The 24,287-nt window shown below is 50.7% G+C and carries 21 protein-coding genes; 15 read left to right on the forward strand and 6 right to left on the reverse strand.

Features of this window, described 5'->3' with window-relative positions; all coding sequences use genetic code 11:
* The first annotated feature begins 13 nt into the window (after positions 1–13).
* Complete coding sequence (locus BUC30_RS12775) at positions 14–997, forward strand: SIR2 family protein (RefSeq protein WP_073425264.1); 984 nt, start codon at positions 14–16, stop codon at positions 995–997.
* A gap of 22 nt (positions 998–1,019) precedes the next feature.
* On the opposite strand, the gene BUC30_RS12780 is transcribed toward BUC30_RS12775, so the two are convergent.
* The 3 genes from BUC30_RS12780 to BUC30_RS12790 form a co-directional block, all read right to left on the reverse strand.
* On the reverse strand, positions 1,020–1,985 hold the full coding sequence (locus tag BUC30_RS12780) for an alginate O-acetyltransferase AlgX-related protein (protein WP_073425266.1): 966 nt from the start codon (positions 1,983–1,985) through the stop codon (positions 1,020–1,022).
* Positions 1,985–2,824: a bifunctional methylenetetrahydrofolate dehydrogenase/methenyltetrahydrofolate cyclohydrolase FolD gene (gene folD / locus BUC30_RS12785; protein ID WP_073425267.1), complete on the reverse strand. Its 840-nt coding sequence runs from the start codon at positions 2,822–2,824 to the stop codon at positions 1,985–1,987. Before folD ends, BUC30_RS12780 begins: the two co-directional genes overlap by 1 nt.
* A gap of 158 nt (positions 2,825–2,982) precedes the next feature.
* Positions 2,983–3,234 (reverse strand): hypothetical protein, encoded by a 252-nt coding sequence (locus BUC30_RS12790; protein ID WP_073425269.1) that lies wholly within the window; start codon positions 3,232–3,234, stop codon positions 2,983–2,985.
* Positions 3,235–3,404: 170 nt separating this feature from the next.
* Between BUC30_RS12790 and BUC30_RS12795 the strand changes: the two genes are divergently transcribed.
* The 7 genes from BUC30_RS12795 to glgA all read left to right on the forward strand — a co-directional run bounded on the left by BUC30_RS12795 (position 3,405) and on the right by glgA (position 11,103).
* Entirely contained in the window at positions 3,405–4,220 is an 816-nt protein-coding gene (locus tag BUC30_RS12795) for an FKBP-type peptidyl-prolyl cis-trans isomerase (RefSeq protein WP_073425270.1), read from the forward strand.
* Positions 4,221–4,323: 103 nt separating this feature from the next.
* A complete protein-coding gene (gene argA / locus BUC30_RS12800; RefSeq protein WP_073425272.1) occupies positions 4,324–5,682 on the forward strand; it encodes an amino-acid N-acetyltransferase in 1,359 nt (452 codons plus the stop codon).
* A 20-nt stretch (positions 5,683–5,702) separates the two neighbouring features.
* Positions 5,703–6,293, forward strand: coding sequence for a nitroreductase family protein (locus BUC30_RS12805; protein ID WP_073425273.1), 591 nt, complete (start codon positions 5,703–5,705; stop codon positions 6,291–6,293).
* 76 nt (positions 6,294–6,369) lie between these two features.
* Positions 6,370–6,936, forward strand: a complete 567-nt coding sequence (gene folE, locus BUC30_RS12810) for a GTP cyclohydrolase I FolE (protein ID WP_073425275.1) — start codon at positions 6,370–6,372, stop codon at positions 6,934–6,936.
* A 125-nt stretch (positions 6,937–7,061) separates the two neighbouring features.
* Complete coding sequence (locus BUC30_RS12815) at positions 7,062–8,243, forward strand: poly(ethylene terephthalate) hydrolase family protein (protein ID WP_073425276.1); 1,182 nt, start codon at positions 7,062–7,064, stop codon at positions 8,241–8,243.
* Positions 8,244–8,429: 186 nt separating this feature from the next.
* Positions 8,430–9,737, forward strand: coding sequence for a poly(ethylene terephthalate) hydrolase family protein (locus tag BUC30_RS12820; RefSeq protein ID WP_073425278.1), 1,308 nt, complete (start codon positions 8,430–8,432; stop codon positions 9,735–9,737).
* A 133-nt stretch (positions 9,738–9,870) separates the two neighbouring features.
* The gene (gene glgA / locus BUC30_RS12825; RefSeq protein ID WP_073425279.1) at positions 9,871–11,103 is read left to right on the forward strand and encodes a glycogen synthase; all 1,233 of its coding nucleotides are present in this window, start codon (positions 9,871–9,873) and stop codon (positions 11,101–11,103) included.
* A gap of 84 nt (positions 11,104–11,187) precedes the next feature.
* Here glgA and BUC30_RS12830 read toward each other — a convergent pair whose 3' ends face one another.
* Complete coding sequence (locus tag BUC30_RS12830; protein ID WP_244536641.1) at positions 11,188–13,113, reverse strand: protein-disulfide reductase DsbD family protein; 1,926 nt, start codon at positions 13,111–13,113, stop codon at positions 11,188–11,190.
* Between the two features lie 13 nt (positions 13,114–13,126).
* Between BUC30_RS12830 and BUC30_RS12835 the strand changes: the two genes are divergently transcribed.
* The 4 genes from BUC30_RS12835 to BUC30_RS12850 are packed head-to-tail and all read left to right on the forward strand — an operon-like array spanning position 13,127 to position 17,843.
* On the forward strand, positions 13,127–13,774 hold the full coding sequence (locus BUC30_RS12835) for an RNA polymerase sigma factor (protein ID WP_244536642.1): 648 nt from the start codon (positions 13,127–13,129) through the stop codon (positions 13,772–13,774).
* 29 nt (positions 13,775–13,803) lie between these two features.
* Positions 13,804–16,116 carry a ligand-binding sensor domain-containing protein gene (locus tag BUC30_RS12840; protein WP_073425282.1) on the forward strand — a complete coding sequence of 771 codons (2,313 nt, stop codon included), beginning with the start codon at positions 13,804–13,806 and terminating at the stop codon, positions 16,114–16,116.
* 21 nt (positions 16,117–16,137) lie between these two features.
* Complete coding sequence (locus BUC30_RS12845; protein WP_073425284.1) at positions 16,138–16,503, forward strand: hypothetical protein; 366 nt, start codon at positions 16,138–16,140, stop codon at positions 16,501–16,503.
* Positions 16,503–17,843, forward strand: a complete 1,341-nt coding sequence (locus BUC30_RS12850; protein ID WP_073425285.1) for a CCA tRNA nucleotidyltransferase — start codon at positions 16,503–16,505, stop codon at positions 17,841–17,843. Before BUC30_RS12845 ends, BUC30_RS12850 begins: the two co-directional genes overlap by 1 nt.
* On the opposite strand, the gene BUC30_RS12855 is transcribed toward BUC30_RS12850, so the two are convergent.
* Positions 17,830–18,933, reverse strand: a complete 1,104-nt coding sequence (locus tag BUC30_RS12855; protein ID WP_073425287.1) for a glycosyltransferase — start codon at positions 18,931–18,933, stop codon at positions 17,830–17,832. The genes BUC30_RS12850 and BUC30_RS12855 overlap by 14 nt on opposite strands.
* A 34-nt stretch (positions 18,934–18,967) precedes the next feature.
* On the opposite strand from BUC30_RS12855, the gene lpxA reads away from it, so the two are divergent.
* On the forward strand, positions 18,968–19,735 hold the full coding sequence (lpxA, locus tag BUC30_RS12860) for an acyl-ACP--UDP-N-acetylglucosamine O-acyltransferase (protein ID WP_073425288.1): 768 nt from the start codon (positions 18,968–18,970) through the stop codon (positions 19,733–19,735).
* A gap of 10 nt (positions 19,736–19,745) precedes the next feature.
* Here the strand turns inward: lpxA and BUC30_RS12865 are convergent, their stop codons facing one another.
* Complete coding sequence (locus BUC30_RS12865; RefSeq protein ID WP_073425290.1) at positions 19,746–20,906, reverse strand: glycoside hydrolase family 5 protein; 1,161 nt, start codon at positions 20,904–20,906, stop codon at positions 19,746–19,748.
* Between the two features lie 327 nt (positions 20,907–21,233).
* Between BUC30_RS12865 and BUC30_RS12870 the strand changes: the two genes are divergently transcribed.
* Both BUC30_RS12870 and BUC30_RS12875 read left to right on the forward strand, forming a co-directional pair.
* Positions 21,234–21,977 carry a carbohydrate binding domain-containing protein gene (locus BUC30_RS12870; RefSeq protein WP_088641503.1) on the forward strand — a complete coding sequence of 248 codons (744 nt, stop codon included), beginning with the start codon at positions 21,234–21,236 and terminating at the stop codon, positions 21,975–21,977.
* A 9-nt stretch (positions 21,978–21,986) separates the two neighbouring features.
* Positions 21,987–24,272, forward strand: coding sequence for a hypothetical protein (locus BUC30_RS12875; protein WP_073425293.1), 2,286 nt, complete (start codon positions 21,987–21,989; stop codon positions 24,270–24,272).
* Positions 24,273–24,287: the final 15 nt, after the last annotated feature.

Raw genomic sequence — 24,287 nt, forward strand, 5'->3', positions numbered from 1 at the left:
ATACATTAACGGTATGATGCAATCGAATTGTTATCGCCGTATTTTTGTACTTGGTTCTGGTTTTAGCAAGTCCTTCTCGCCGCAGATGCCCACGCTCCGCGACTTGAACGAACTTATCCCTTTTGGAATCCCGGACGAGTTTCCGCATTTTCGCGATTACTGCAAGCGCTTTTTGACGCTCTGCAACGGCGATAGCGATTACCTTGGCATTGAGCCTTTGGCAACGTCTATTCTTTCGGCGCAGATTTTTCCGGGCGAGCGTGAGCGTCTTTATCATGCGTCGCTCCGCTTTGAACTTTTGCGCTTTATCGCAAGCGTTATCCGTAGCGACAACGTGTTAGACGCGTCGTCGTCGGCGATTCTCAAGAAATTTTTGGTGTCTTGTGAAAACGATTCGGCATCGGGTTCTCGCGAAACGCTTTTGCTCTCGTTCAATTACGACACGCTCATTGAAACTGCGATTGCCAAGGATAAGGAACTTCGCGAACAAGTTTCTGTGGACTACGGCGTGAAAATCGACCCTGCTGATCGCTCGGCGAAACGCGGCAAATCTAACCGCACCATAGACCTTATCAAATTGCACGGTTCTCTCAACTGGTTCCCCGTCAAGGGCGCAAGCGACGAACTCGACTTGAAAAACGTTTGCGAAGTCGAACCGCAAGACCGCAGTTTCCCCATCTACTGCGAAGACACTCCCATCTTCATTCCGATGGCGCATGCCAAGGAATCTTTCTTGCGTGGGAGTCTTTTCAACTTGCTATGGTCCAAGGCGGATTACTATCTGAAAAACGCCGAAGAGATTTACTTTATCGGTTATGGTTTCCCGAAGACGGATATCAACAATCTGGAATTCCTGTTGCGCCACCGCGACCACTTCAAGAAAGTGGTTATCTTTGAACACAATGGTCGCAATGACTTGCTGCGCTTGCAGAAACTGCTCGGCGAAAGTCTTGTCGAGTCCTGCGACGCTAAGGAATTTTTAGAGAAGCTGAAGTAGCTGTTGGTCGGGTTTGTGGAATTTAAAATTCCGGCGCTTTGAAATGCCCGTAGAGCTCGCGACCGTCGAATACCCAGACGACTGCCTTTTTGCCTTCCAAAAAACTGGACTTGCCTTTGAACATTTGCGGGCCGATGTTGCCGCCGCCGACTTTGCTGATAGTGAATGTCTCGACGCTTGTCGCAGCTGCGATGTATGCGCCGATTTGTGCACCGTAGGATTTGCCCTGGCCTACATTGCTATCGCCAATGACAATAATCGGTGCTTTTTTGGAACCGCGATACTTGTAGCCGTCGGTGCCTAAAACTTTTTGTTCTTTTATTTTGTATTTAATTTCTTCGCCGTGAAGCAAGTCGTAGAGGTTCCCGGTGCCATCGACAATGGTATCGCGTAGCGGGTAGCGCTTGCGGTTCATGCCGTAGAGGAGCGGTGCGATGGAATCTGCAGCCATGTTGGCGAGTACGAGTCTTGCGGGACCTGTGCAGTGGCTTTCGTATGGTTCGAACATGGGCGTCTCGGTGCCAAGATTCTTGTGAAGTTCTTTAATCTTGTCGAGCGCGTCGATGACAGTCACGTTATGCTTGCGGAGCTTCTCGACCCACTTCTTGTACTGCGGAAGCTTGATTCCTTTTTTCGCCTTATCGGAATATTGCTCGGGTACGACAAGGAGCTTGTCTGGAACGGGTACGACGATGAGCTTGATGCCGCGGGCTTCGAGCGAGTCCTTGAACGCGATGATTTGCGGTGTATTGTCGTTCCAGCGCTTGGTGGCGTTCAGCAGGCTTTCTTGCAAAAAGAGCCAGCCGTCCTTGCCTTCGACAACGCAAGTGACTTCTTCGGTGGTGCTGCCGCATTTCTTCATGTCGCGCAGCATCTGCTTTTGGAGTTCGGAAGCGGCAAAAGCTTGTGCAGACCACAAAGTGCACAAAGCGAAAAGCGCCACTAGGGCGCCTTTCAAATGCTTTATCTGTCGCGTGACGTTGAACATTACTTGATCAACGATTCGCCGGATTCCACGCTCTGGTAGATGAGGGTGTTGATGGTCATCGGGCCTACACCGCCCGGAACCGGAGTGTATGCGGAAGCGACTTCTTCGAGGCCCTTTTCGATGTCGCCCACGCCACCCGGATGGTAACCAGCGTCCACGACGACTGCACCCGGCTTGATCCAGGACTTCTTGATGAATTCCGGCTTGCCGACGGCACCCACGAGGATGTCTGCTTGCTTCACGAATTCCGGAAGGTTTTCGGTCTTGCTGTGGCAAATGGTCACGGTGCAGTTGGCGTTGAGGAGCATCATGGCCATCGGCTTTCCGAGGATGGCGCTACGGCCAACGACTACGGCGTGCTTGCCTGAAAGCGGAATGTTGTAAGCCTTGAGGAGACGCATGATGCCGGCCGGCGTTGCGCAGCCGTAAGCACGCTCGCCCATGGACATGCGGCCAAAGCCGAGGCAGGTCACGCCGTCCACGTCCTTGCGGGCGTCGATAGCTTCGAAGGCGGCACGTTCGTCGATGTGGCGCGGAACCGGGTGCTGCAAGAGGATGCCGTGCACGTTCGGGTTTTCGTTCAATTCCTGAATCTTGTTGAGGAGTTCTTCGGTCGTGGTGTTCTTGTCCATCACCACGCGGATGCTTTCCATGCCGACGCGGGCGCAGGCATTGCCCTTCATCTTGACGTAAGTGGCGCTAGCCGGATCGTCGCCCACGAGAATCGTTGCAAGAATCGGGGTCTTGCCGGTCTTTTCCTTGAGCTTTGCCACGCGGGCGCTGAGTTCTTCTTCAGTAGTCTTGGCAAGAGCCTTGCCGTCTAAAATGAGTGCTGCCATAAAATCTCCGTTTTTTGCAAAAATAAAAAATTTAGGCTCGCCGCCAAAGGTGTTTTTTCTTTAAAAAAGGAGATGCCCGTTCAGTGGCGGGCATGACAAATAAAAATAGACGTATTTTGCTATAAAAGCAAAGCCCGCTTGAGGCGGGCGTTTCAGAATTACAGGTTTTCGAGAATCGATGGGATAACGATGCTTACGATTGCCCAGGGGTAAGAAAGAGCGCCCTTGAGCCAACCCGTAGTCGAATAAGCCGGTTCCTGCTTTTTGAAAACCTGCATTTCGCTATCGCTACGCACCATGGATTCAGATACAACTTTAACCAAGGCGCCTTTAACGTTATCAATAGACTCATCGAACAGCTTTTTTTGAGCTGTTGCAGAATCAATATAACACTTAAAGCTGTTTTTCATTGTAAATTTTCCTTTCAACGCGAAGATAGCAAAAAAGTAAGAAAAATTAAAGGGTTAGTGTGTGATTTTCTTTACATTTATAGTAAATTAGAGATAAAACTCACATTTTTTTGCGTTTTTTCGCCAAAAAAAGTATTTTTAGAGATAAAAATAGGATTGGATCCGTTTTTATGAAAATTTTTCGTTATTTGCCAATATTTTTTGTGGGGAGCGCTCTTGTGGCTTGCGGAGGTAGTAAATCTGCTCCCGCAGTTGATTCAAATCCGGTTCCTGCGCCTGCAGAGGTTAAAGAAGCCTCTAGTGCACCTGATTTGACCCCTGTTCCGGAACCAACTGAACCTCAGGAACAAAAAGTATTTTTGGACAATGCGGTTGACCGTTATAGTTATGCGCTTGGTGTAGACTTCGGCAGGGCTGTTTCGAATATTAATGTTCCTGTTAAGCTGGATGTCCTTATGGATGCCATGCGAGATGTCTTAGATTCCTCTCGCGAGATCCTTATGACGGATTCCCAGTCCGAGGCTGCGCTTCAGGACTTGCTCAACCAGATGCAAATGCAAAAGGATATTGATGAGGCCGCTGCTGCACGTAAGGCTTTAAGTGACCAGGCTGCGTTCCTTTCGAAGAATATTCAGGATCCGAGAATCTGGGTCACGAAAAAAGGCGTGCAATATTTAATGCTTAAGGAAGGTACCGGAATCAAGCCGAAGCTGACTGACAAGGTGCAAGTCCATTACGTGGGAACGCTTCTCAACGGAACGGAATTTGACAATAGCGTCAAGCGCGGTGCCCCGATGGAATTTGCGGTGACTTCTGTCATCGAAGGCTGGCAGGATTTGCTTTTGGAAATGAAGGTCGGTGAAAAGGTGAAGGCGTGGATCCCGAGTGCTTTAGCCTATGGTGAAGCCGGTGCTCCGCCTTTAATTCCGCCTAATGCGCTCCTTGTGTTCGAGGTGGAGCTGTTGCAGGTATTCCCGGCGAAGTAGTTTCGCGAAATGCGCGGAACGCCACGCAAAAAAAAGGCTTTTTTCTGTTCAAATGGCGAAGGATGTTCTGTCCTTCGCTTTTTCTGTTGCTACTTTTTAACCCATGAATAACGCAGCGTCCGATTTTTATTCTCAGCACTTCGAAGTAGCCGGTTTCATCCGTGAAGTGTTTGGCTATATGGATAGGTTTAAAGGTCAGCTTTTCGTTCTGAAAATTGACGATAGCCTGATGGACCATCCGATGTTCCCCGTGCTGATGCGCGATATCGCTTTGTTGCATAAGGCGGGTATCCGAATCATTATCGTGCCGGGTACGCGAAATAGCATCGATGCTCAGCTCAAGGCGTGGGACCTTGAGACGGAATTCCATAACGGCGTGAGACTCACGAACGAAGAGGCGCTTCCGCTTGTGGAACAGGCGTCCTTGGGTGTTGCGCAACGCATCATGAGCCACCTCACGGCGAGCGGTCTCAGTGGCATTCAAGGCAACTGGATCTTGGCGCGCAGCATGGGCGTGATTAACGGTGTCGACTACATGCGCACCGGTCGCATTGAACGCATCCAGCGCGACCTCTTGGAACAGCTCATGAACGAGAAGTTTGTGCCGATTATCCCGCCGATTGGCTGGAACAAGATTGGACATGCCTACAATATTTCTAGTACAGAACTTGCTACCGAACTTTGCAAATACTTGAAGGTTGGGAAGCTGTTCTTCATCGGTAGCCAAAGCGGCATCAAGCTCGAAGGTCTCGTGACGGGCAAGAACACGAAGTATCTTGAACCGACGGACAACGGGCTTATTTCTGCAATGGACGTGGACCAGGCGAAGGAACTTCTGGAACTCAATTCCGATGTGCTCGACTTTGCACAAATGGATTACCTGATGAATGCCATCAACGCTTGCGAAGCGGGTGCGAACCGTGTGCATTTGTTGAGCGGTGAATTTCAGGGCAGCGTGTTGCAGGAAGTGTTCTCTGCTCGCGGTGACGGAACCATGGTGTATGCAAACCAGTACTCCTGTATCCGCCCGGCGACTATCGAAGACATTCCGGATATCTTGCGCATTATGCAAGACTATATTGCGAAGGGTTACCTGGTGCCGCGTACGCAGGACTCCATTTCTGAAAAGCTTGCTGATTACGTGGTGTACAGCATCGATAACAGCATCCACGGTTGCGGTGCTCTCCATGCGTTTGAAAATGGCATGGCTGAAGTTGCTGGCATTGCTGTCGGTGCGAACTACCGCAAGTCGGGTATTGGCGATGCGATTGTACGCCACTTGATTTCGCTTGGTCGTATGAAGGGCTATAAGACTTTGTTCTTGCTTACGACGCAGGCGCTCGATTGGTTCTATCAGCTTGGGTTTGTCGATGGCACTGTTGATGAGTTGCCGCCATCCAAGCGTGAACACTACAATCAAAAACGCAAGTCTAGAATTTTGATGCTCCCGCTTGACAAGTAAAGAGTCTCGAAGGATTTATTATGAATACACTTGAAGCCATAAAGACCCGTCGCAGCACGCGCAAGTTCAAGGCGCAACCTGTTGAAATCGAAAAGTTAAAACTGATTGCCGAAGCGGGACAATTCGGACCGACCGGCGGTAACGCACAAGGTAATCACTTTTTCGTGATTTCAGATGCGGCGGTGATTGCAAAGCTCAAGGAGCTCGTGCAGTCCGCATTTGCAGCGATGGAACTTCGCGAAGACCTTTACAAGAGCCTCAAGAATTCTATCACGCTTTCGCGCAAAGGCAATTATTCTTTCTGCTATACGGCGCCTGTGCTTATCGTGGTTGCGAATAAAAAAGAATATGGCAACAACATGGCGGATGTCGCCTGCGCTGTCGAAAACATGATGCTTGCCGCGAATGAACTCGACCTTGGCAGTTGCTACATCAATCAGCTCAAGTGGCTGAATGAAGACCCGACGCTTTTGGAATACCTGCGCGGCCTTGGTCTTAAGGAAGATGAACGCGTTTACGCTTCTGTGGCGATTGGCTATGCCGATACGGAATCGGGACTTCCGACCCGCGCGGAAACTCCTCGCACAGGCAACGAAGTCGTGTTTGTGTAAGCTCTTTTTTGCTATCTTTGCGCTCGACGGATGCCGAAGGCAACCGACTTCATACCTCATCGCTTGCGGGTACATTATGGATTTTAAGAAAATGGAAGACGGCTTCCGGATGATTCTGGAAGGCATGGGCGAAGACCCTAACCGCGAAGGCCTTATCGATACGCCGAAACGTGTTGCTAAGATGTACGCTGAGCTCATGACTAGCCTTACGGGTGAAATGAAGGCCGAAGACATCCTCAAGACGCGTTTCCACGAAAAGTACGATGAAATGATTATCGTGCCGGACATCCAGTTTGCGAGCATGTGCGAACACCACTTTTTGCCGTTTACAGGCAAGGCTCATGTGGCCTACATCCCGGGTGATTGCGTGGTTGGTCTTTCGAAGATCCCGCGCGTGGTGGAATATTATGCCCGCATGCCGCAGATTCAGGAACGCATGACGCGCCAGATTGCAGAACTTATTCAAAAAGTGCTCCAGCCGAAGGGCGTTGCCGTGGTTCTCGAAGCTTCGCACATGTGCATGACGATGCGCGGTGTGAAAAAGCCGGGTGCCATGATGGTCACGACGCAGCTCCTCGGACGCTTCAAGACGGACGAAAAGACTCGCGCCGAATTCATGTCCCGCATCTACGCTCCGCGTTAATCTCCTTTTTAGCTTTGGACTTTTTGTCAACGAAACGTGCCCTGTGATTTTGATCACGGGGCTTTTTTTGGGGTATTTTATTGAAGGATGGGATTAAAGGTCTTGGTAAAAAAGGAGTGCCTAAAATGAAATCAAAGATTTTTAAGGGTGTGATTTTGGCAAGTGCCATTGCCTTTATCAACTGCGGGGACGATTCTGCAACTTCTCCGTTATCGTCTACTGGCGATATTTCTTCATCTAGCATAGAAGCTACGGCTGAAAGTTCCAGCTCTGATGACAAGTGCTTGGCATCAAGTTTGCCGAACGCTTGCGGTGATGCTCCGGTCTCTAGTTCTGATATTGCACCGACTTCTAGTTCCGAAATTGCGCCTGCATCGAGTTCCGACGAAGCTCCGGTGAGTTCGGCAGATGCTCCGAGCAGCTCTTCTGATGTGCAGTCTAGTTCAAGCGACGTGGCGTCCAGTTCTTCCGTAGCACAGTCGAGTTCCAGCGAACAGGTTTCTAGTTCGAGCGAAGCTCCGAAGGGCATTTTTCTCGCGAGCGGCAAGGAAGAAGAAAAGGACCAGCTGAAGGTCGTTTACAAGACAAATACGGGTTGGGATAATAAGGGTATTTTAGCTTATCCGGAACAGCTTTCTAGCGACCAGAAACACGGCGTTGTCGTGTGGGGGCCGGGCGGCGGCACGGAACCGGGCGCTTACGAAGGCATGATCCGCAGGCTCGCTTCGCATGGTTTTGTCGTGATTGCCTTGAGCGTTTCGCCGGGCGATGCAACGCAGGCTTCCAAGGCGATTGACTGGCTCGAAAACAAGAACAAGGATTCCAACGATCCGTTCTACCAGAAGCTTGAATTGACGAAGGTCGGTTGCTCTGGGCATTCGATGGGCGGCTTGGAATCGGAGCAGGCAGCCATCAAGGACAAGCGCGTGTTTACCGCATTCCTCAACAATAGCGGTGACAAGAATGGCGGTGTCATCAAGAATTTCCCGAAAGAAAAAACGGCTGCGGTGCTTTACGGCGAAGTCGGCATGGAAAAGCCGAACGCCATCAAGGATTACGAAACGGCAACGGATATCAAGTCATGCCTGATCGAAATGACGGGCGGTCCGAAGAACAATTCCGAAGGCGGTTACGGCCATGGTTCCGGTTCCTGGGACGGCATGGCGGCAACGATTGCCTGGATGCGCTGGCAGCTCGGTGGCGAAAACGAACGTCAGGCAGATTTTGTGGGTACGACTGGCAAGTATATCGATGGAAGCATCATCGGTAAACAGGGCAAATGGAAAACCCAATGTAAGAATTTCTAATTAATTCATAATCATTTCCACACTCCAACAACCAAGCGTCTCGGTCATTTCGATCGAGGCGTTTTCTTATAGACTGAGATTATGCACTTTGGATTTTTTATCCACGAGACTTTGTTCAAAACGTGGAAAATCCGCAAAATTATAAGGTAGCTTATATACAGGTTATGGGAAAAATAGGAGAACAAAATGAAATCTAAACTCTTAAAAACTGTGGTGTTGGCCAGTTCTTTGGTCTTCCTAAATTGCGGTGACGATGTCACGTCTGCAATTAGCGATTTTACTGCCAGCTTGTCGTCTAGCTCTGCCGGAGAAGTTCAGCCGGGCACGAGCTCTGACTCTCAGGGTACTGCTGGCACAGAAATTTCTAGCTCTGATGCCGCTCAGCCGACTTCTGGTACGACTGTTGAAGCTGGCTCCAGTGCAACTGTTCCGGGTTCCAGTGCGGATGTTGGGCCGCAGGTGGAATCTAGCAGCGCAGCTGCTCCGGGCGCAGAATCTTCTGCTGATGTTGCTGCAAGCTCCAGTTCTGATGACAAGTGCTTGGCTTCTAGCTTGCCGAACGCCTGCGGTGACGCTCCGGCATCGAGCTCTGCTACCGCACCGGCTGTAAGTTCCAGCTCGGTGAGTGCTCCTGCTGTAAGCTCCTCCAGCTCCGAAGAAAAGGTGGAATCGAGCTCCAGCGAAGCAGCTAAGCCGAAGGGTGTTTTCCTTGCCGAAGGCACGGACGAGACGAAGGACCAGTTGAAGGTCAAGTACATTGAACGCACCGGTCACGATGGCGGTGGAATCCTTGCTTATCCGGAACAGCTTTCTAACGACCAGAAGCACGCTGTTGTCGTGTGGGGTCCGGGTGGCGGCACGGAACCGGGTGCATACGGTGGTATTATCCGTCGTCTCGCTTCTCACGGCTTTGTCGTGATAGCACTCCGTGAATCTCCGGGTAACGCTACTCAGGCAATTCCGGCCCTCAACTGGCTCGAAAAGAAGAACAAGGATCCGAATGATCCTCTGTACCAGAAGCTTGATATGACGAAGGTCGGTTGCTCCGGTCACTCCATGGGCGGTCTTGAATCTGAACAAGCCCTCATCAAGGACGATCGCGTGATTACCGCCATGCTCAACAACAGTGGTGACCTCGGACATACGGCTATGTCTCAGGTTTCTACAAGCAAGACTATCGGTATTGTTTATGGCGAAGGCGGCATGGAACGCCCGAACGCCGAAGCTGACTATAACAACCATGGCGTCAAGGCTCCGGCATGCCTCATCAAGATGACGGGCGGTCAGGGCAATGAATGCCAGCAGGGCGAATGCGGCTGGGGCCATGGTTCTGGTCCGTGGGGCGGCATGGCTGCAACGGTTGCATGGATGCGTTGGCACCTCGGTGGCGAAGACAACCGCAAGGCTGATTTCGTTGGCTCTAGTGGCAAGTACATCAATGGCCCGATTGTTGGCGAACGCGGCAATTGGAAGGGCCAGTGCAAGAACTTCTAATCTCTTAAACACTCCAAACACCAAGCGCCTCGATCTTCATGGTCGAGGTGTTTGTTTTTTTTTATAATTATTCACGAGAACAGTTTGCGGGCATCCACCGAACCAATGTCCACTAAACACTGTTTGCTGTATTATGAACGCTGCTATCCTTACTAATGAGTTTCCGCCAGAAATCTATGGCGGTGCAGGTATCCACGTCAAGTTCTTGAGCCAAGAACTTTCCAAGCTCTGCCACATCGAAGCACGCTGCTTTGGTCCGCAGAATGACGATGCAGACAATATCCGAGCCATTGGTTTTAGCCAGAAGCTAGAACATAATCCGGCTGATGAACGTTTCAAGAAAATCTTGAAGCCGCTCGATATTAATTTGCAGTGGATGTCCTCGCTCAAGGATATCGATGTGATTCATTGCCATACGTGGTACAGCCATTTCGGTGGCGTGGTCGCAAGTCGCCTTTTGCAGTGTCCGCTTATTTTGACGACGCACTCGCTCGAACCGCACCGTCCGTGGAAAGCGGAACAGCTCGGTGACGGCGGCTATAACATGAGCTGCTGGATTGAACGCACCGCTTACGAAGCTGCTGACGGCGTGATTGCCGTGAGCGAAGGCATGAAGCGCGATGTGATGAAGCTTTACGGCGTGCCGGAAAACCGCGTGAAGGTTATCTACAACGGTATCGATCCGGATTTTTACAAGCCGACATTCGATGAAGAAATCTTGAAGAAGTGGGGCGTGGATCCGAAGCGTCCGTTCGTGCTCTTTGTGGGCCGTATTACGCGCCAGAAGGGCATCAGCCAGCTCATTCAGGCAATCCCGCAGATCGACAAGAACGCCCAGGTGGTGCTTTGTGCCGGTGCGCCGGACACGCAGGAACTTGCCGACGAATGCAAGCGCTTGATTGAAGAAGTCCAGAAGACGCGTGATGGCGTCGTGTGGATTCAGGACGCTGTGCCGCATACGGAACTTCGCGTGCTCTATAGCCATGCAACCGTTTTTGCGACGCCGTCTCTTTATGAACCGTTCGGCATCATCAATCTCGAAGCCATGAGCTGTGGAACGCCTGTCGTTGGCTCTGCTGTCGGTGGCATTCCGGAAATCATCGTCGATGGCGAAACGGGTTACCTCGTGCCGCTCAAGCCGGTATCCGAAACGATCTTTGAACCTGCTGATCCGAAGGCTTTCCAGACGGACTTTGCGAACAAGCTCAACAAGATTCTCGAGAATCCGGAACTTGCTAAGAAGATGGGCGAAGTCAGCCGCAAGCGCGCCATTGACGTGTTCAGCTGGAAGACGATTGCCAAGCAGACATTCGACTTCTACCAGGAATGCATCGAACGCTACAAGCGTGAAGGCAAGCGCGTTTAATGTTGTCATGCCGGATTTATTCCGGCATCGCCAGTAAAGCGAAAAAAGGTGGCCTCAAGCCACCTTTTTTGACCACTATCAATTTTACAGTCTACCGTCTACAATCTTCTCCACAATCGCGCTTGTCGTAAGAAGTTCCGGGAGTACGATTTGCTTACTTGCATCGCCTGCGGGGTAGATGGCGTAGGCGGGGACGCCGGACTTGCCCATGCTGCGCAGGAGTGCGGTAACTTCGGGTGTTTCGCGAGTCCAGTCAGCCTTGACACGGGCGACGTTCAAACTGTCCATCGCGTGCTTGAAATCATCGCGGTTGAGGACAGCAGCTTCGTTTGCCTTGCAAGTGAGGCACCAGTCGGCGGTGGCGTCAATGAATACGGTACGACCGGACTTCGCAAATTCTTCGATGAGTTCCGGCGTGTAGCGATACCATCCATCTTCGGTGACGAGCTGTACTGACCTTGCCTTGAAAATCGCATCGACTTCGGCTTCGAACTTTGGCGATGCAAATGCAAACCAGATGATGGCGAGGATTACAACGGCGCCGCCAACGGAGAGCACTTCGCGAAAGAACGCGACGCCCGGCGGGGCGATGTTTCCTATCGCAAAACTCATGGCGATGCTCAAAAGTGAAATGGCGGCGAAGATGCCTACGCCGACGTTTCCGGCTTGTTCATGCACAACCCACAAGAGCCATACGACTGTGCCGAGCAAAAGAACGCCCATGATTTTTTGGAGCGTGACCATCCATGCGCCCGGTTTCGGAAAAACTTTCAGGACTTTCGGAAACGCACTTACGAGCATGTAGGGGAGTGCAAGCCCGATGCCTGCTGCGGTGAAAAACAAAAACAGCACAGGGGTTGATGCGGTAAAGGCAAAACCCATTGCGGTGCCAAGAAACGGTGCGGAGCACGGAGTGCTCAAAAGCACGAGGAGTGCGCCTGTGAAAAATGCGCCCCAAAAACCCTGCTTGTGCCCAGCCTTGTCCATCTTGGTGGTGGCGCTTCCGGGAAGCCAAATTTCAAAGACTCCAAAAAAGCTCATCGCAAAGGCGCTCAGAATCACGACCATGAATGCAATGAATCCAGCGCTCTGGAATTGCATGCCCCAGCCTGCATTTCCGCCGCCCGCCTTGACGGCGGCGACAACCCCGGCGAGCGTCCAGAAACTAACAAGTATCCCGAGGGTTGTCGTGGCGCCTAGCATAAGCAGGCGCCGGCGGCTCTCACGAGACTGCTTGATCAGGCTGAAAAGCTTTAGCGAAAGCACGGGAAGCACGCACGGCATCAAGTTCAGAATTAAGCCACCGAACAGTGCGGACAAAAGCAAAATGAACGTTCCGGCGGCACCTTCTGAGGCATTTCCTGCGGCACTTGGTGCATTGAGCACATTCCCGGTGGCATTTGCAGCGGCGTTTCCGCCCGTTTTCCCTGTAGAGCTTGTAGCGCTTTTGGCTCCAGGAGCAGTTGCATCATCTCGCGATGCGCTTTTTTTTGTAAACCCGAGCGGTCCAAGTCCAAATGTCACTTGCGATGGAGCGAGGCAAATCGAATTGTCGCATGCTTGGTAATGGAATGTCGCCTTGGTCGTCAAGCTATCGTAATCATCTTCGACGCTATCGACCGGGAGCGTGATTTGGAAGAGTCCTTTGAACACGAGATTCTCGAGATCCAAGGCTTCGCTGTATTCCTTGATCGGTTCTGGCCACTTGGGCTCTCCAAAGTGAATGCCCTTTGCCGAAATCTCGATAGACGAGGGTTTTAAAAATTCATCGGCGGCAACGTTTGCGTTTACATGCCAGTTATCCGGAATTTCGATTTCAACAGTAACGCTCGAACCTTTCTGCAAGGCCCCCACGGAATACTTCATGCCAGCTTCTGGAGGCGGCATATTGTTCATGTTGAACTCTTCCGCAAAAATAGCCGTTGCAAACAATAGCATGCAAAATGACGTTTTTTGCAAACGGTTGTTTGCAAAATTTCCAAATTCCTTAAATTTGTCTAAAATTTTCATAAATTAAGTCCCGTTGAAAGAAGTAGAAAATATTGGAAATAAAACATTTATGTCATATACGGGTTTCCTTTGTGACCAACCCCGCGATTGGGTCGGTAGTGTTTGGAAAAAATATTCCTACAGAATATACAAATTGTGTTTGAAAAAGTGCGGCTTAAAAGACGAGGCGGACGACTTGTTTCAGGAGGTGGCGCTCCGTTTTTGCCAAAAGGCAAGCGAGTTGAACAACGGAGTCCATTTGTTGCCATGGTTTCAGACGGTTCTGTTGAATTGCCATTATAGCGGCTATCGGAAAAGGGGATGGAACCGGGAAATTCCGCTTTCGATTCTGTACGACCGCATGGAGCGTTATACGGCATCTGAAAACTTGGAGCATTCGCTGCCCGATGAGGATGTTAACGTCAGCGCTATTATAGGGGAGCTTTCAAGCCTGCTTTCGGTATTGAGTCCGCTAGAAAAGATGATCGTGGAACTTTCGATTGTAGGCTATAATACAGATGAATTGAGTAACTTGATAGGACTTTCTAGAACGGGAATTACAAGGCGCCGAATAAAAGCGTTTGAAAAAATGCGGGAAAAGATGGTCCAACAAAAGGAATTGTTAAAAATGGTTTTTGGTCGGGACGCCTCATTGCGAGAAATTATTGAATATGCCGGTTGAAAAGTTTTTAAAATTTGTAATTTTAGAATGTGAAAATATTGTCAAAGCTTATCTGTATCCTCGCTCTCGCCACAACCGCTTTTGCCGTTGATGGCTGGCTCAATTTTTCAAGCCCGCTTCCGATCAAGTCGGCTGCGCCTTATGGTGACGGCTTGCTGATGGCAACGGGTGGCGGTGTCCGTTACAGGACGAATACCGCAGATGACTTGTACACGACGTCGAATGGTCTTGGCGACCAGTCCATAAGTGCGGTGGTCGTTTCGGAAAATGAAATTTTTGCCGTGAGCGACTTCGGTATCATTTCGACGATGGTAAACGGTTACTGGCAAGTCCTTAGCCGTTCCTACGCAAGCAACAAAGTGTATGTGATCCCTGGCATGGTTTGTTTGTCCGGCTCCGTTTTGACGATTGCGTTCGAAAACCGCCTCTCGTTTTTTAACCTCAAGACGTTGACGTCAATTATCACAGTGGATCGCATTTCGGATGTGAGCTTGACGTCGGAATCTATTAGTGCCATGAAGGTTCGCGGAGATTCCCTGTTTGTCGCTGTCGGTCAATCTCTTTACGTGCGCAAGATGGACTGGGAAAATCTGGAATCGGATGTGCAGCTTTATAATCAGGATTCCTGGAGTGTCGTAAAATCTGCATCTAACAAAGGCTATGACATTAAGGATATCGCATGGAAGAATGGTAAGCTCATGACGTTCCCTTCGGAAGGCATGAGAATTTGGGACAAGGATGGCGAGACGGTTGTCGCTCTTGATACGTTCTCTGTGATTTCGTCGGATGCTCCGCTAGTCACTCTCCGTGGACATGCGTTGGAAGATTCGGTCTTGTATGAAAAAAAGGAGTCTGTGAAAATTATCAAGAATGATACGATACGTCATCCTTATTTACAGTCTAAAGTCTGTTGGGTTTCGTTGCAGCCTTCGGGTAAGGCAATTTTGGCAGGGCCTAACGATATATTCTATTACGATGGTCGCAAGCTTTCGGAATTGATCGAGTACAAGAAGTTTGCCGTTGGAGGCGCCTACGAACTTCAGGTACTTCCGGGAGGAGGAGTCTTAGCTGCTTCCAAGAAAGGTCTTTTCTCTCGTAATTTTGGTAACGAATGGAGTGAACCTAAGCTCGCTTTGCCTAGTGCTATTGGCAATAACACGGATGCTCTAGGTCACAATATGAAAACGTTGTCTGTCATTCCTGATGGTACGGTATTCTACCATATCTGGGGACAGGGCTATTTCATGTATTCCCAGTGGGGCGAATCTCTGGAAACGTCCTTTATGGCGACAGAAGGTCTTTGCATGGACAACATTCTGGAAAATCCCAAGACGCCATACACTGTGGCGGTGTGGACGATCCCCGCTCCGGATAACAATGGATTCCTTACGACGTCGGGCTCGAACAGTGGGTACAGCCTCATCTATGTAGACCTGAACGGCAATATCTCTTGCGCAAACAATATCGGTAGCGCAATGCTTGGTGGACCGATGGTCGCCCGCATTGACAAGGAAACTGGCGATTGGAAAGTTTATGTCGGTACTCGTAAGGAGCTGACGACGGATGCCGATGGTGGCTTGGATGTATTTACGTTCCCACCTCCAAAACAGATGGGCGGTGAGTTGAAAAAGTCAAAGATTCAGGTAAAGAACTATTACGGAACGCCATCAACTCCGCTGGACATGGTTTATGAACCGAAGACGGATTATTTCTGGATAGTAACGGCGTCTTCGCTTGCATATTGGAACGAAGAGCAGGATTCTCTGAGAACCCCGCTTTCTACAAACGGCCTTACAAGTGCAAGTTTTACAAGTATTGATGTGGATAGCCGTGGAAACCTCTGGGTTGGAACTTCAACGAATGGAGCGTACCGCTTGACTCCGCGAGTGACAAATCCGGATACATTGTCTGTAACCCATTTTACGACATGGCATGGTCTTCTGAGCGATAGAGTCCAGGATGTGGCTATTGACTCGCTGCTCGGTTATGTCTGGTTTGCTCATGATAACGGTGTTACCCGTTACACGAGGAATGACTTGCGCAGTACGGAAGGCAACATGACCGATGCTGCCCGTGAAGAAGTCAAGGTATTCCCGAATCCCTTCCGCCCGAATAGACATCAGTATGTGTTGTTCAACAACATCTCAGATGATGCTGTCATCAACATTTACAATAGGGGTGGTCGACTGGTGGCGACACTAGCCAATGAACGCGTTGTCGGTGGTCGTGCCGAATGGGATGGCCGGATGGATAATGGAAATATTGTGGCTCCAGGTGTCTATCAGTATATTATTCGTGGAAAATCCAAGATTAAAAAAGGAAAACTCCTGGTCATCCATTGATTTTTGAGTTGAGGACATTCTATGAATAAAGTTATCGGTTTTGCCTTTATAGCAGTTTTTATGCTCTTGGTGGGTTGTGCTGGCGAGCGTCAAGGACTTGTTTGTGAAGAAATTGAATATCGCCTGAATACGATGACGTATTCTCCGGACCAGCGCGCCTATATGGAAAACGAACTCCGCACTTGCCGCGAAGATGAATCTAAAAAGAAGAATGAATCAGGTCCGACTGGTGGCAGTATTTATGACCGCTATGCCAATACGGAAAGTGCAACGACTGGGGATTCTTCTAAGGTCGAAATCCCGGTTTCTACGTTGTTGCAGGATTCTTCTGAAGAAAAGACGATGAGCATTTACGACCGCTACAAGTCTGTCGAGGCGGATAAGTAATGCCGAGTATCGAAACTCTTGCAGGCAAGACGTTTGAACCGGATTTGCCGAACCGTCTGCTTTCTATTGCAGGCGAAATTCGTGAAGCGGGTGGTCGCGCCTTCTTGGTAGGCGGCTGGGTGCGTGATGCGCTCCTTGGCAGGACTTGCCGTGATTATGACGTTGAAGTGTACGACCTCACGCAAGATGAACTTATTCCGATTTTAAAGAAATACGGCCGCACGAATCTTGTCGGGAAAGCTTTTGGCGTGATCCACTTGGCAATGAAGGGGCTCTCGCTCGATTTTTCGTTCCCGCGTACCGAAAGCAAGGTTGGCTATGGCCATCGCGGTTTTGTGGTGCATACGGACGAAAAGCTTTCTTTTAAGGAAGCGGCGCTCCGCCGAGACTTTACCATCAATGCGATGGGCATGGAACTTCCGGAACTCACGCTTTGTGACCCGTACGGCGGCATTGACGACTTGAAGAAAGGCCTGTTGCGCCATGTGGGACCTGCCTTTGTCGAAGATTCGCTGCGCATTTTGCGCGGTGTGCAGTTTGCAAGTCGCTTTGCGCTTAGGCTTGCACCCGAGACGATTGAACTTTGTCGAACGCTTTCGCTCGAAGACCTTTCTATCGAGCGTTTGTTCGAAGAATTCAAGAAGTGGCTTTTGAAGCCGGGCAAACCATCGCTTGGGCTGCGTGCTTTCTTGGATATCAAGCTGAATGAATTTTTCCCGGAAGTTTCGCCACTGCGTGGCTCCTGGGAAGACTTGGGCGAAATGCTCGACAACATGGAGAGCTTGCGCAGGAACTTTGCGAATGCTGAAGCGGCTAGTGGAGCTGTTGGTGACGCCAAGTGCACCGCACTTTCGGACGATCAGGTGATGGAATTTGCGTTTGCAACATTTCTCAGCGGGAGTCCGGAAACATCTCTCAAGTTCCTCGAACGCATTACGAATGAATCGCACTTGGTGAAGAATGTTCCGCTGCTTTTAAATGCTTATAGCACGCTTGATTTTGCAATTGTAAGTGATGCGCCGGCGCTTCGCCGCATGGCGGTGAAGCTGGGTGGCTTAAAGCTGTTGTGCCTGCTTGTGAAAGCCACCCCGCGTAAGTATTACGCCGCCGCCGGCGCCCCGGAATTCCCGGAACAGCTATGGCAGGCTGTTACAAGTCTCGACTTGCTTAATGCAGCTCCGCAGCCGTTCCTCATGGGCAAAATGCTTATGGAAATGGGATTCAAGCCGGGCAAGCAAATGGGCGAGACCATCAAGCAAAGCTTTGAGCTCCAGCTCGATGGCAAAATCAAGAACGCCGAAGAAGCAATCGAGTGGGTCCGCCGCTCTATTTCCATCTAAACAATCCCGTGATTCCTGCGGGGACGCAGAACACGATCATCGGGATTTGAATAAGCTCTACAGGCAAGAACGCGAGCATGCGGCGCTTGGACTTGAGCTTCCAAGAGGCGATGCTCAAGAATACGAAGTCCACGACTATCTTGGGCAGAATGCTGAACACGCACCACTGCCACGGAAAGTCGAGGAATATAGCGCACCATGGACTCACGAACATCCAGATGTAGTATGTGTAAATGAGCGTGAGCAAAAGGATGTAGGCTTTGCTTTCGTAGTTCGTGCCGTTACTGCTCCAGCGGGCGCGCTGGTTAAAGAGCTGTTTCCAGGTGTGCACCGGAGCGGTCTCGATCACTGCATCCTTGTCGAGATTGTAGCAGACCTTCGTTCCCGGGATTTTCATCATCTTGTGGATGAGCATGTCGTCATCGCCGCTCGAGAGGTTGATGAGGTCTCCGAATCCGCCGACTTTAAAGAACAGATCTTTTTTGTACGCTAGGCATGCCGCACTGGCGACAATCGGGCGGCCAAGGCTAAAGCCCGCTGCTTCCATCGCGGTGTAGCCGAGAGTCTCGAGTTTCTGGTAGAGGTGCGGCATCGAACGTGTGCCGTTGTTCTGTTTTGGCCCTTGTACAATGCAGATGCCATCGACAAATCGCCCGGCCATGGCGGTAATCCAGCTCTTGCGCGGGATGCAGTCCGCGTCCATCGTTAAAAGCACTTCGTTTTTGGCAATCTTGAAGGCGCTTTCGAGCGCGCGCTTCTTGGGACTTGCAATTTGCGGTAAATCTTGCGGGAGGCTCAAAACGCGGAATCGCGGGTGCGTGGCAGCGAACTTTTCTAGAATCTCGCGCGTGCGGTCCGTAGAACGATCATCGACGCAAATCACTTCCCATTCGCCAATGTAGTCCTGGGCAGCGACCGCTTCGAGTGTGCGTTCGGCAAACTCCTCTTCGTTGCGCATCGGGATCACGACCGAAACACTCGGGGTGGCCTTTGGGCCTTTATAACGATGCGTCTTTAACAGTCCTATGATAAAGAATAGGAACAGTAGCGCATAAAGCGCAGTCAGGCATGCGAGAATAATGCCACCCATGTGGGGAAATATAGGAAATTACTAAATTACGGCTATGCTCCATCCATCCGCTTTTGTTCATCCGAATGCCAACGTTCACGAGTCTGCTGTTATCGGCCCTTGGTGCGTTGTCGATGAAGGTGCGGAAATTGGTGAAAACGTGGTGCTCGAATCGCGCGTGCGCGTTTACGGCTGCGTGACCATCAAGGCGAATACGCACGTTTACGATGGGGCTATTCTCGGGGCGCCTCCTCAAGACCTCAAGTACGCGGGCGAGCCGACTCGATTGGAAATTGGCGAAAATTGCATCATCCGCGAATACACGACGCTCAACCGTGGCACGGTTCAGGGCGGCGGTTGCACTCGCATTGCGCCACGCGTCCTCATTATGGCTTATGCCCATGTGGGGCACGATTGTCAAATTGGCGAGGGGGCTGTCATTGCGAACGCTTGCCAACTTGGCGGCCACGTGCGTATCGGCATGTTTGCCACCCTCGGTGGCACTACCGCGGTGCAGCAACGTAATCAGGTGGGTGCCTACGCTTTTGTGGGCGGTACACTCAAGGTCGATTATGACGTTCCCCCTTGCAGTCGTGCATTCGGGAACCCGCTTCGCTTTGCGTCCCTCAACCTCCATGCGCTCCGTTTGCATGCTGATGAATTCCCGCCCGAACGCATTGCATTTTTCGAACGAGCCTTCCGCGAACTTTACCGTGGCAAACGCCCGACGGCTGAAGTCATCGAAGAATTGAAAAAAGGCCCGGAACCTCTGTTCCAAGCCTTCTTTGATGAACATTGGGGCGGTTCTCTCGTTCGCCCGTAATATTCCGTAATTATTGTAACAGTGCCTGCGGGAATCCCGGATACCAGGTTTCGCTATATACGTTGTAGGCGTCAAATCCGCCTGTCTGACCAAATCCCCAATAATGGAAGGACATCCCGCTAGATATGGCTGCCTGAGCGGTCTTTTGAGCCCATGCGGCTTTATTTTGGTCTGTGGGCCAAACGCCTTGTTCCGGATCTCCGTTCTGATTGTACCATACGCACTGTCCCATGTTGCTACCGCCGGCGACACCGAATTCACCCATGTTCAAAGGGACGTGATCGGTACCGTTGATGTCGGGATAAAGACGGCGGGCGAGAGCCTTGTAAATTTGCATGTCGGATGCTGCCGTGTTGGCGAAGGCACCGTCGCCAAGGCACTTGTTACCGTGATGACCTTGATGGCTGTATTGGTATGGCTGATAGTAGTGTCCGCTAAAGATGATGTTTCCGTCTTGCGGCAAGTGCAGGCTTTCGAGGTCTTCGAACTTTGCGGCATGGTAGGTTTCAAACATGATGGTCTTGCCCGGAGCGTACGTGCGGATGACGGTGTAGGCGTCAAGCATCAGCTGGTCCACAAGCGTTGCGTTCGGGATGATGGGCTCGTTCAAGATTTCGAGAACGACCTGGTTATCCTGAAATTCACCCATAGCCTGTGCCACCTGTGCCCACATCATGAGGAAGTGTGTCTTTTCGGCTTCGAATTCGGCGGCGTTGTAAGTGCAACCGGTTCCGCCGCCACCGGCGCAGTTCAGGTCGGTATAATGGTGGAAATTCACGACAACGGCAAGGCCGTTTGCGATGGCGAGTCGGATATCTTCGAGGACGCCTGCCAGACGATCCGGATTAACGGTATGGTTGGTATAGTCGGAACCGTTCTGCCAGCGGACCGGGATGCGGACGGAGTTGAAACCCGCTGCCTTGATGATGGCGAAATCCGTATCGCGGATGGGGTTACCCCAGCCGCTGTCATCGTTTCCATCGGAATCCCAGGAGTTACCGAGATTGATGCCGCGGCCAAGAATCTTGTTCATGGTTCTTCCGGCGGTGTAGTCTACGGGAACGGCTGTGCTTTTGTTGCTGGATGATGCGGCCGGCGGAGGAGCGGTGCCGTTGTCGCATGCGCAAAAGAGGCAGCCGATTGCCATTGCAGAAAGAATCTTTTTAATCATGGTAACCCCCAAAAGGTTATGATACTTAAATGCGTGTTCTCAAAATCTATATAAAACAAAAAATAGAAAATTAAAAACATGCTTATCTTATGTTTACGCTTGAGTCCATTGTGAGCACCGTCAAAATTTTTAATTTGTAAACATTAAGAAACATTACAAACGAAAAAATTTCCGTTTACGCTTGAGTCCAGCGTTTATGTGGCTTAGCAAGCGGTATTTCGTTGATACATCTAGCTTTGCAAAGCCTTTTTTGCAAAACACTGGATCGAAAATTCCCAAAAACAAGCTATATTGTAGATGATCCGAATTTGGAGAATTGTACCTATTATGAATGGAAACTTAAAAAAAGCCATTTGGAAGTCCGCTCTAGCGGCGATGCTTCTTGCTTCATCTTCTTTTGCTGGCTACGGCTTTAGCGATTACCGCGACCGCGACCAGTCCCACTTTGTCATGAAGGATCCTAAGCCGTTCCGTCCTGATAAGGAAGTTGTCACCGTTGTCATGCGTGAAGCTATTCCGCGTGGTGGTGGCTATACCTACCAGTATCCGCGTGAAAACCCCGAACCGGTACTCACGGATAAGTACGCTATGGAAGGTGCTCTCTCCATGGAAATCGAACTTATCGCGAGCGACTATTCCGGTGTCGCCATTTGTATTGCGGGTTCCGTGGACCTGACTCCGTATTTGGAAGAAGGTGTTCTCGAATTTTGGCTTAAAGGTGCCCAGGGTGGCGAAAACGCCTTGTTCGTGCTCGTTGACGATGGCGTGAAGAGCAACGGCGAATCCCTCCAGGTTAAGCTCCGTTCCAAGAGCCTTGGTGAAATTACGACCGAATGGAAGCACTTCAGCATTCCTCTGAAGCTCTTCGGCAATACCGGTGTGTACTGGGATGCGAAGAACACGCGCGAAGTGATGCTCCCGTTCGCATGGTCCAACTTCAAGGGCTTCCGTCTCGAAGTCCGCAAGGATGAAAACGAATCCTTCAAGGTTTGGATCGATGATATTGTGATTAAGAAGCATGGCAAGCCGTACGAAGGCCCGGCTCATTATCCGTTCCGCAACGAGATTTAAGAGGATTTTATGCGCAAAACAGTTTCTTCCCTTTTATTAGCGTCTAGCCTCGGTGCTGCGTGGGCTCTTCCTCCGCAGTTGCAGCTTGATTCCCTTCACGCTTCGTTGGATACTCTTTCCAACAACATGGAATCGACTCTTCTCGGCAAGGACGATCTGCCACTGGCAGTCTCCGGTTACATGGCTTTCCGTTTGAAGAATTTCCACTATTCTGAACAGAGCCCGTGGGTCAAGGATGACCAGGCACGTACAAGCGTCGATGCAGTCTTGAATGTGAACGTCGTCGCCATGCCGAACTCCTACATTACGTTGTTTACGAACCTCTCGTTCCCGTTCGACTTGAGCGGTATCTTTACGAACGACTTGGCTAAGCACCCGACTCAGACTCCTGCCTATTACGATGAACGCGTCCTTTACGATCACTCTACGGACTACTATGCATCGACCATCAATGAAGAATTGAACGTCGGTGTCGATATCCGTGCAGGTGTGTTCGGCGCCTACATTACCGCAGGCGGTGTTATCTGGGCTAACGCTTCCCCGCTTACCATGTGGGAACGTGAAACGAACCCGCGTTTCGTATGGCAGTACGAACTTTTCGAAGACGAAAAGACCGTTTCTACCTACTATAAGGAAAAGGCATTCAAGCCGGTCAAGGAAGGTGGTCGTGCTTTCTGGACGAACCGCTCCTTCGGTGGCGTCTTTGCTAACGTCTACCAGCTCCCGTATGACTTGAAGGCTCAGTTCCTCGTGTCCCAGCCGATGGATGCCGACGTGGCAACTCGTGACGGTCTCCGTATGTACGGTGGCCAGCCGGGCGAACTCGAAATGATGGGTGGCTACGATTTCCGTGGTACAATCCTTCATGGCCGTATCGCCAAGGAAAAGATTGCCGACAACCTGACCGTTGGCGTGAACTACTTGGGCGTCACTTATGATGACGGTATCATCCGCGAAGATGAATTCCGTGACCAGTGGCTTAACTATGGTATCCAGAGTACCGGTGATGCAACTCCGAGACTCCTCAATACCCACGTGGCTTCTATCGATGTCAAGGGCAACGTTACTCCGAAGCTCTTCTTGATGGCTGACTTGGGCTTGAGCATTGTTGATACTACGGCATTCTACCAGTCCGAAGTCATTGATGACTATAAGGCAACCAATAAGTCTTCTGGTTATTCTGTCGATACCAAGAGATCTAGCGTTGGCGATCCGAAGATCGGTATCTATGTCAAGGCTCAGAGCAAGTATATCGAAGGCTGGCCGATGACTGCAGAACTCGTGTTCTTCCAGCCGGGCTTCTATTCTCCGTACTCTCTTACGAACCCGTCCCGTTTCCCGGGCTGGCGCAAGGATGAATTCTACCTCAACGGTGGTGCTCTCCGCTACTCCCCGAACATGGCTGGTATCAACTTCAAGTTGGAACCGAGCTTCAACCGTGGCTACTTTGACTTCCAGTATGCTCAGCATCGCCAGATCGAAGCAGGCAAGGACGTGATTTCGTTCAACTACCGCTTGAACGGCCGCAACATCTGGGAAAGCACCAACTCCTGGACCAAGCACAAGCCGCTTTTCGTGGCTGACTCCGGTAACAGCTCCGGTACGTCCTATGTTTCCCGTGTCGGTGTCGAAAAGATTGCTGCTGATGGCGTTAAGATGTATCGCCAGCATGGTGGTCTTTATGGTGGTACTTGGGAAATGTGGGAATCTTTCGCCGCTTATGAAAACGGTGAACAGGCTGTTTTCAGACAGGTTCCGGAACACGCCAAGTGGTCTAGCTACATGTCCTTCATGGGTGGTTACGATATTGGTCACTGGTTCGGTACCGACCGCAACATCATGATGACTGCTTTTGTCGCTCTCTCCGGTGTTTCTACTTCGTTTGCCCCGATCGCCGTTTCCGAAAACACGTTCGACATGCTCATGACGAGTTTCTACGGTCAGTTTGAACCGACTGTTGCCGTGACTCCGACGTTCCACATGGTGGGTATCCTCGGTCTCGAAACGTTCAGGTCTAGCCAGGCTTATGTCGCCCGTGAAACCGGTAAGGCTATGCCTCAGTGGTCTGCTTCGGCAAAGAACAAGAGCCGTATTAACGAAGTCAGTACCTACATTTATGAAAAGGCTCCGATCAACTACAAGGACTTCGCTATTGGCCTTGGCTTTGACTGGGACTTCTCCGACCGTGTGGGTCTCCACTTCCGCTACAAGTTCATGACGCACTCTGACGAAACCGTTTCTGAAAATAATTGGCATTCCCATTACATCGCTGCTGAAACCAAGGCTTGGTTCTAAGGGAGGATGCTAAAG

Source organism: Fibrobacter sp. UWB7, from assembly GCF_900142945.1.
In the GTDB taxonomy this organism is placed as follows: domain Bacteria; phylum Fibrobacterota; class Fibrobacteria; order Fibrobacterales; family Fibrobacteraceae; genus Fibrobacter.

Bases quoted from the DNA above. Each gene is read 5' to 3' on its own strand.
- BUC30_RS12775 (WP_073425264.1), top strand. From the start codon at position 14: ATGATGCAATCGAATTGTTATCGCCGTATTTTTGTACTTGGTTCTGGT.
- BUC30_RS12780 (WP_073425266.1), bottom strand. From the start codon at position 1,985: ATGTTCAACGTCACGCGACAGATAAAGCATTTGAAAGGCGCCCTAGTG.
- folD (WP_073425267.1), bottom strand. From the start codon at position 2,824: ATGGCAGCACTCATTTTAGACGGCAAGGCTCTTGCCAAGACTACTGAA.
- BUC30_RS12790 (WP_073425269.1), bottom strand. From the start codon at position 3,234: ATGAAAAACAGCTTTAAGTGTTATATTGATTCTGCAACAGCTCAAAAA.
- BUC30_RS12795 (WP_073425270.1), top strand. From the start codon at position 3,405: ATGAAAATTTTTCGTTATTTGCCAATATTTTTTGTGGGGAGCGCTCTT.
- argA (WP_073425272.1), top strand. From the start codon at position 4,324: ATGAATAACGCAGCGTCCGATTTTTATTCTCAGCACTTCGAAGTAGCC.
- BUC30_RS12805 (WP_073425273.1), top strand. From the start codon at position 5,703: ATGAATACACTTGAAGCCATAAAGACCCGTCGCAGCACGCGCAAGTTC.
- folE (WP_073425275.1), top strand. From the start codon at position 6,370: ATGGATTTTAAGAAAATGGAAGACGGCTTCCGGATGATTCTGGAAGGC.
- BUC30_RS12815 (WP_073425276.1), top strand. From the start codon at position 7,062: ATGAAATCAAAGATTTTTAAGGGTGTGATTTTGGCAAGTGCCATTGCC.
- BUC30_RS12820 (WP_073425278.1), top strand. From the start codon at position 8,430: ATGAAATCTAAACTCTTAAAAACTGTGGTGTTGGCCAGTTCTTTGGTC.
- glgA (WP_073425279.1), top strand. From the start codon at position 9,871: ATGAACGCTGCTATCCTTACTAATGAGTTTCCGCCAGAAATCTATGGC.
- BUC30_RS12830 (WP_244536641.1), bottom strand. From the start codon at position 13,113: ATGAAAATTTTAGACAAATTTAAGGAATTTGGAAATTTTGCAAACAAC.
- BUC30_RS12845 (WP_073425284.1), top strand. From the start codon at position 16,138: ATGAATAAAGTTATCGGTTTTGCCTTTATAGCAGTTTTTATGCTCTTG.
- BUC30_RS12850 (WP_073425285.1), top strand. From the start codon at position 16,503: ATGCCGAGTATCGAAACTCTTGCAGGCAAGACGTTTGAACCGGATTTG.
- BUC30_RS12855 (WP_073425287.1), bottom strand. From the start codon at position 18,933: ATGGGTGGCATTATTCTCGCATGCCTGACTGCGCTTTATGCGCTACTG.
- lpxA (WP_073425288.1), top strand. From the start codon at position 18,968: ATGCTCCATCCATCCGCTTTTGTTCATCCGAATGCCAACGTTCACGAG.
- BUC30_RS12865 (WP_073425290.1), bottom strand. From the start codon at position 20,906: ATGATTAAAAAGATTCTTTCTGCAATGGCAATCGGCTGCCTCTTTTGC.
- BUC30_RS12870 (WP_088641503.1), top strand. From the start codon at position 21,234: ATGAATGGAAACTTAAAAAAAGCCATTTGGAAGTCCGCTCTAGCGGCG.
- BUC30_RS12875 (WP_073425293.1), top strand. From the start codon at position 21,987: ATGCGCAAAACAGTTTCTTCCCTTTTATTAGCGTCTAGCCTCGGTGCT.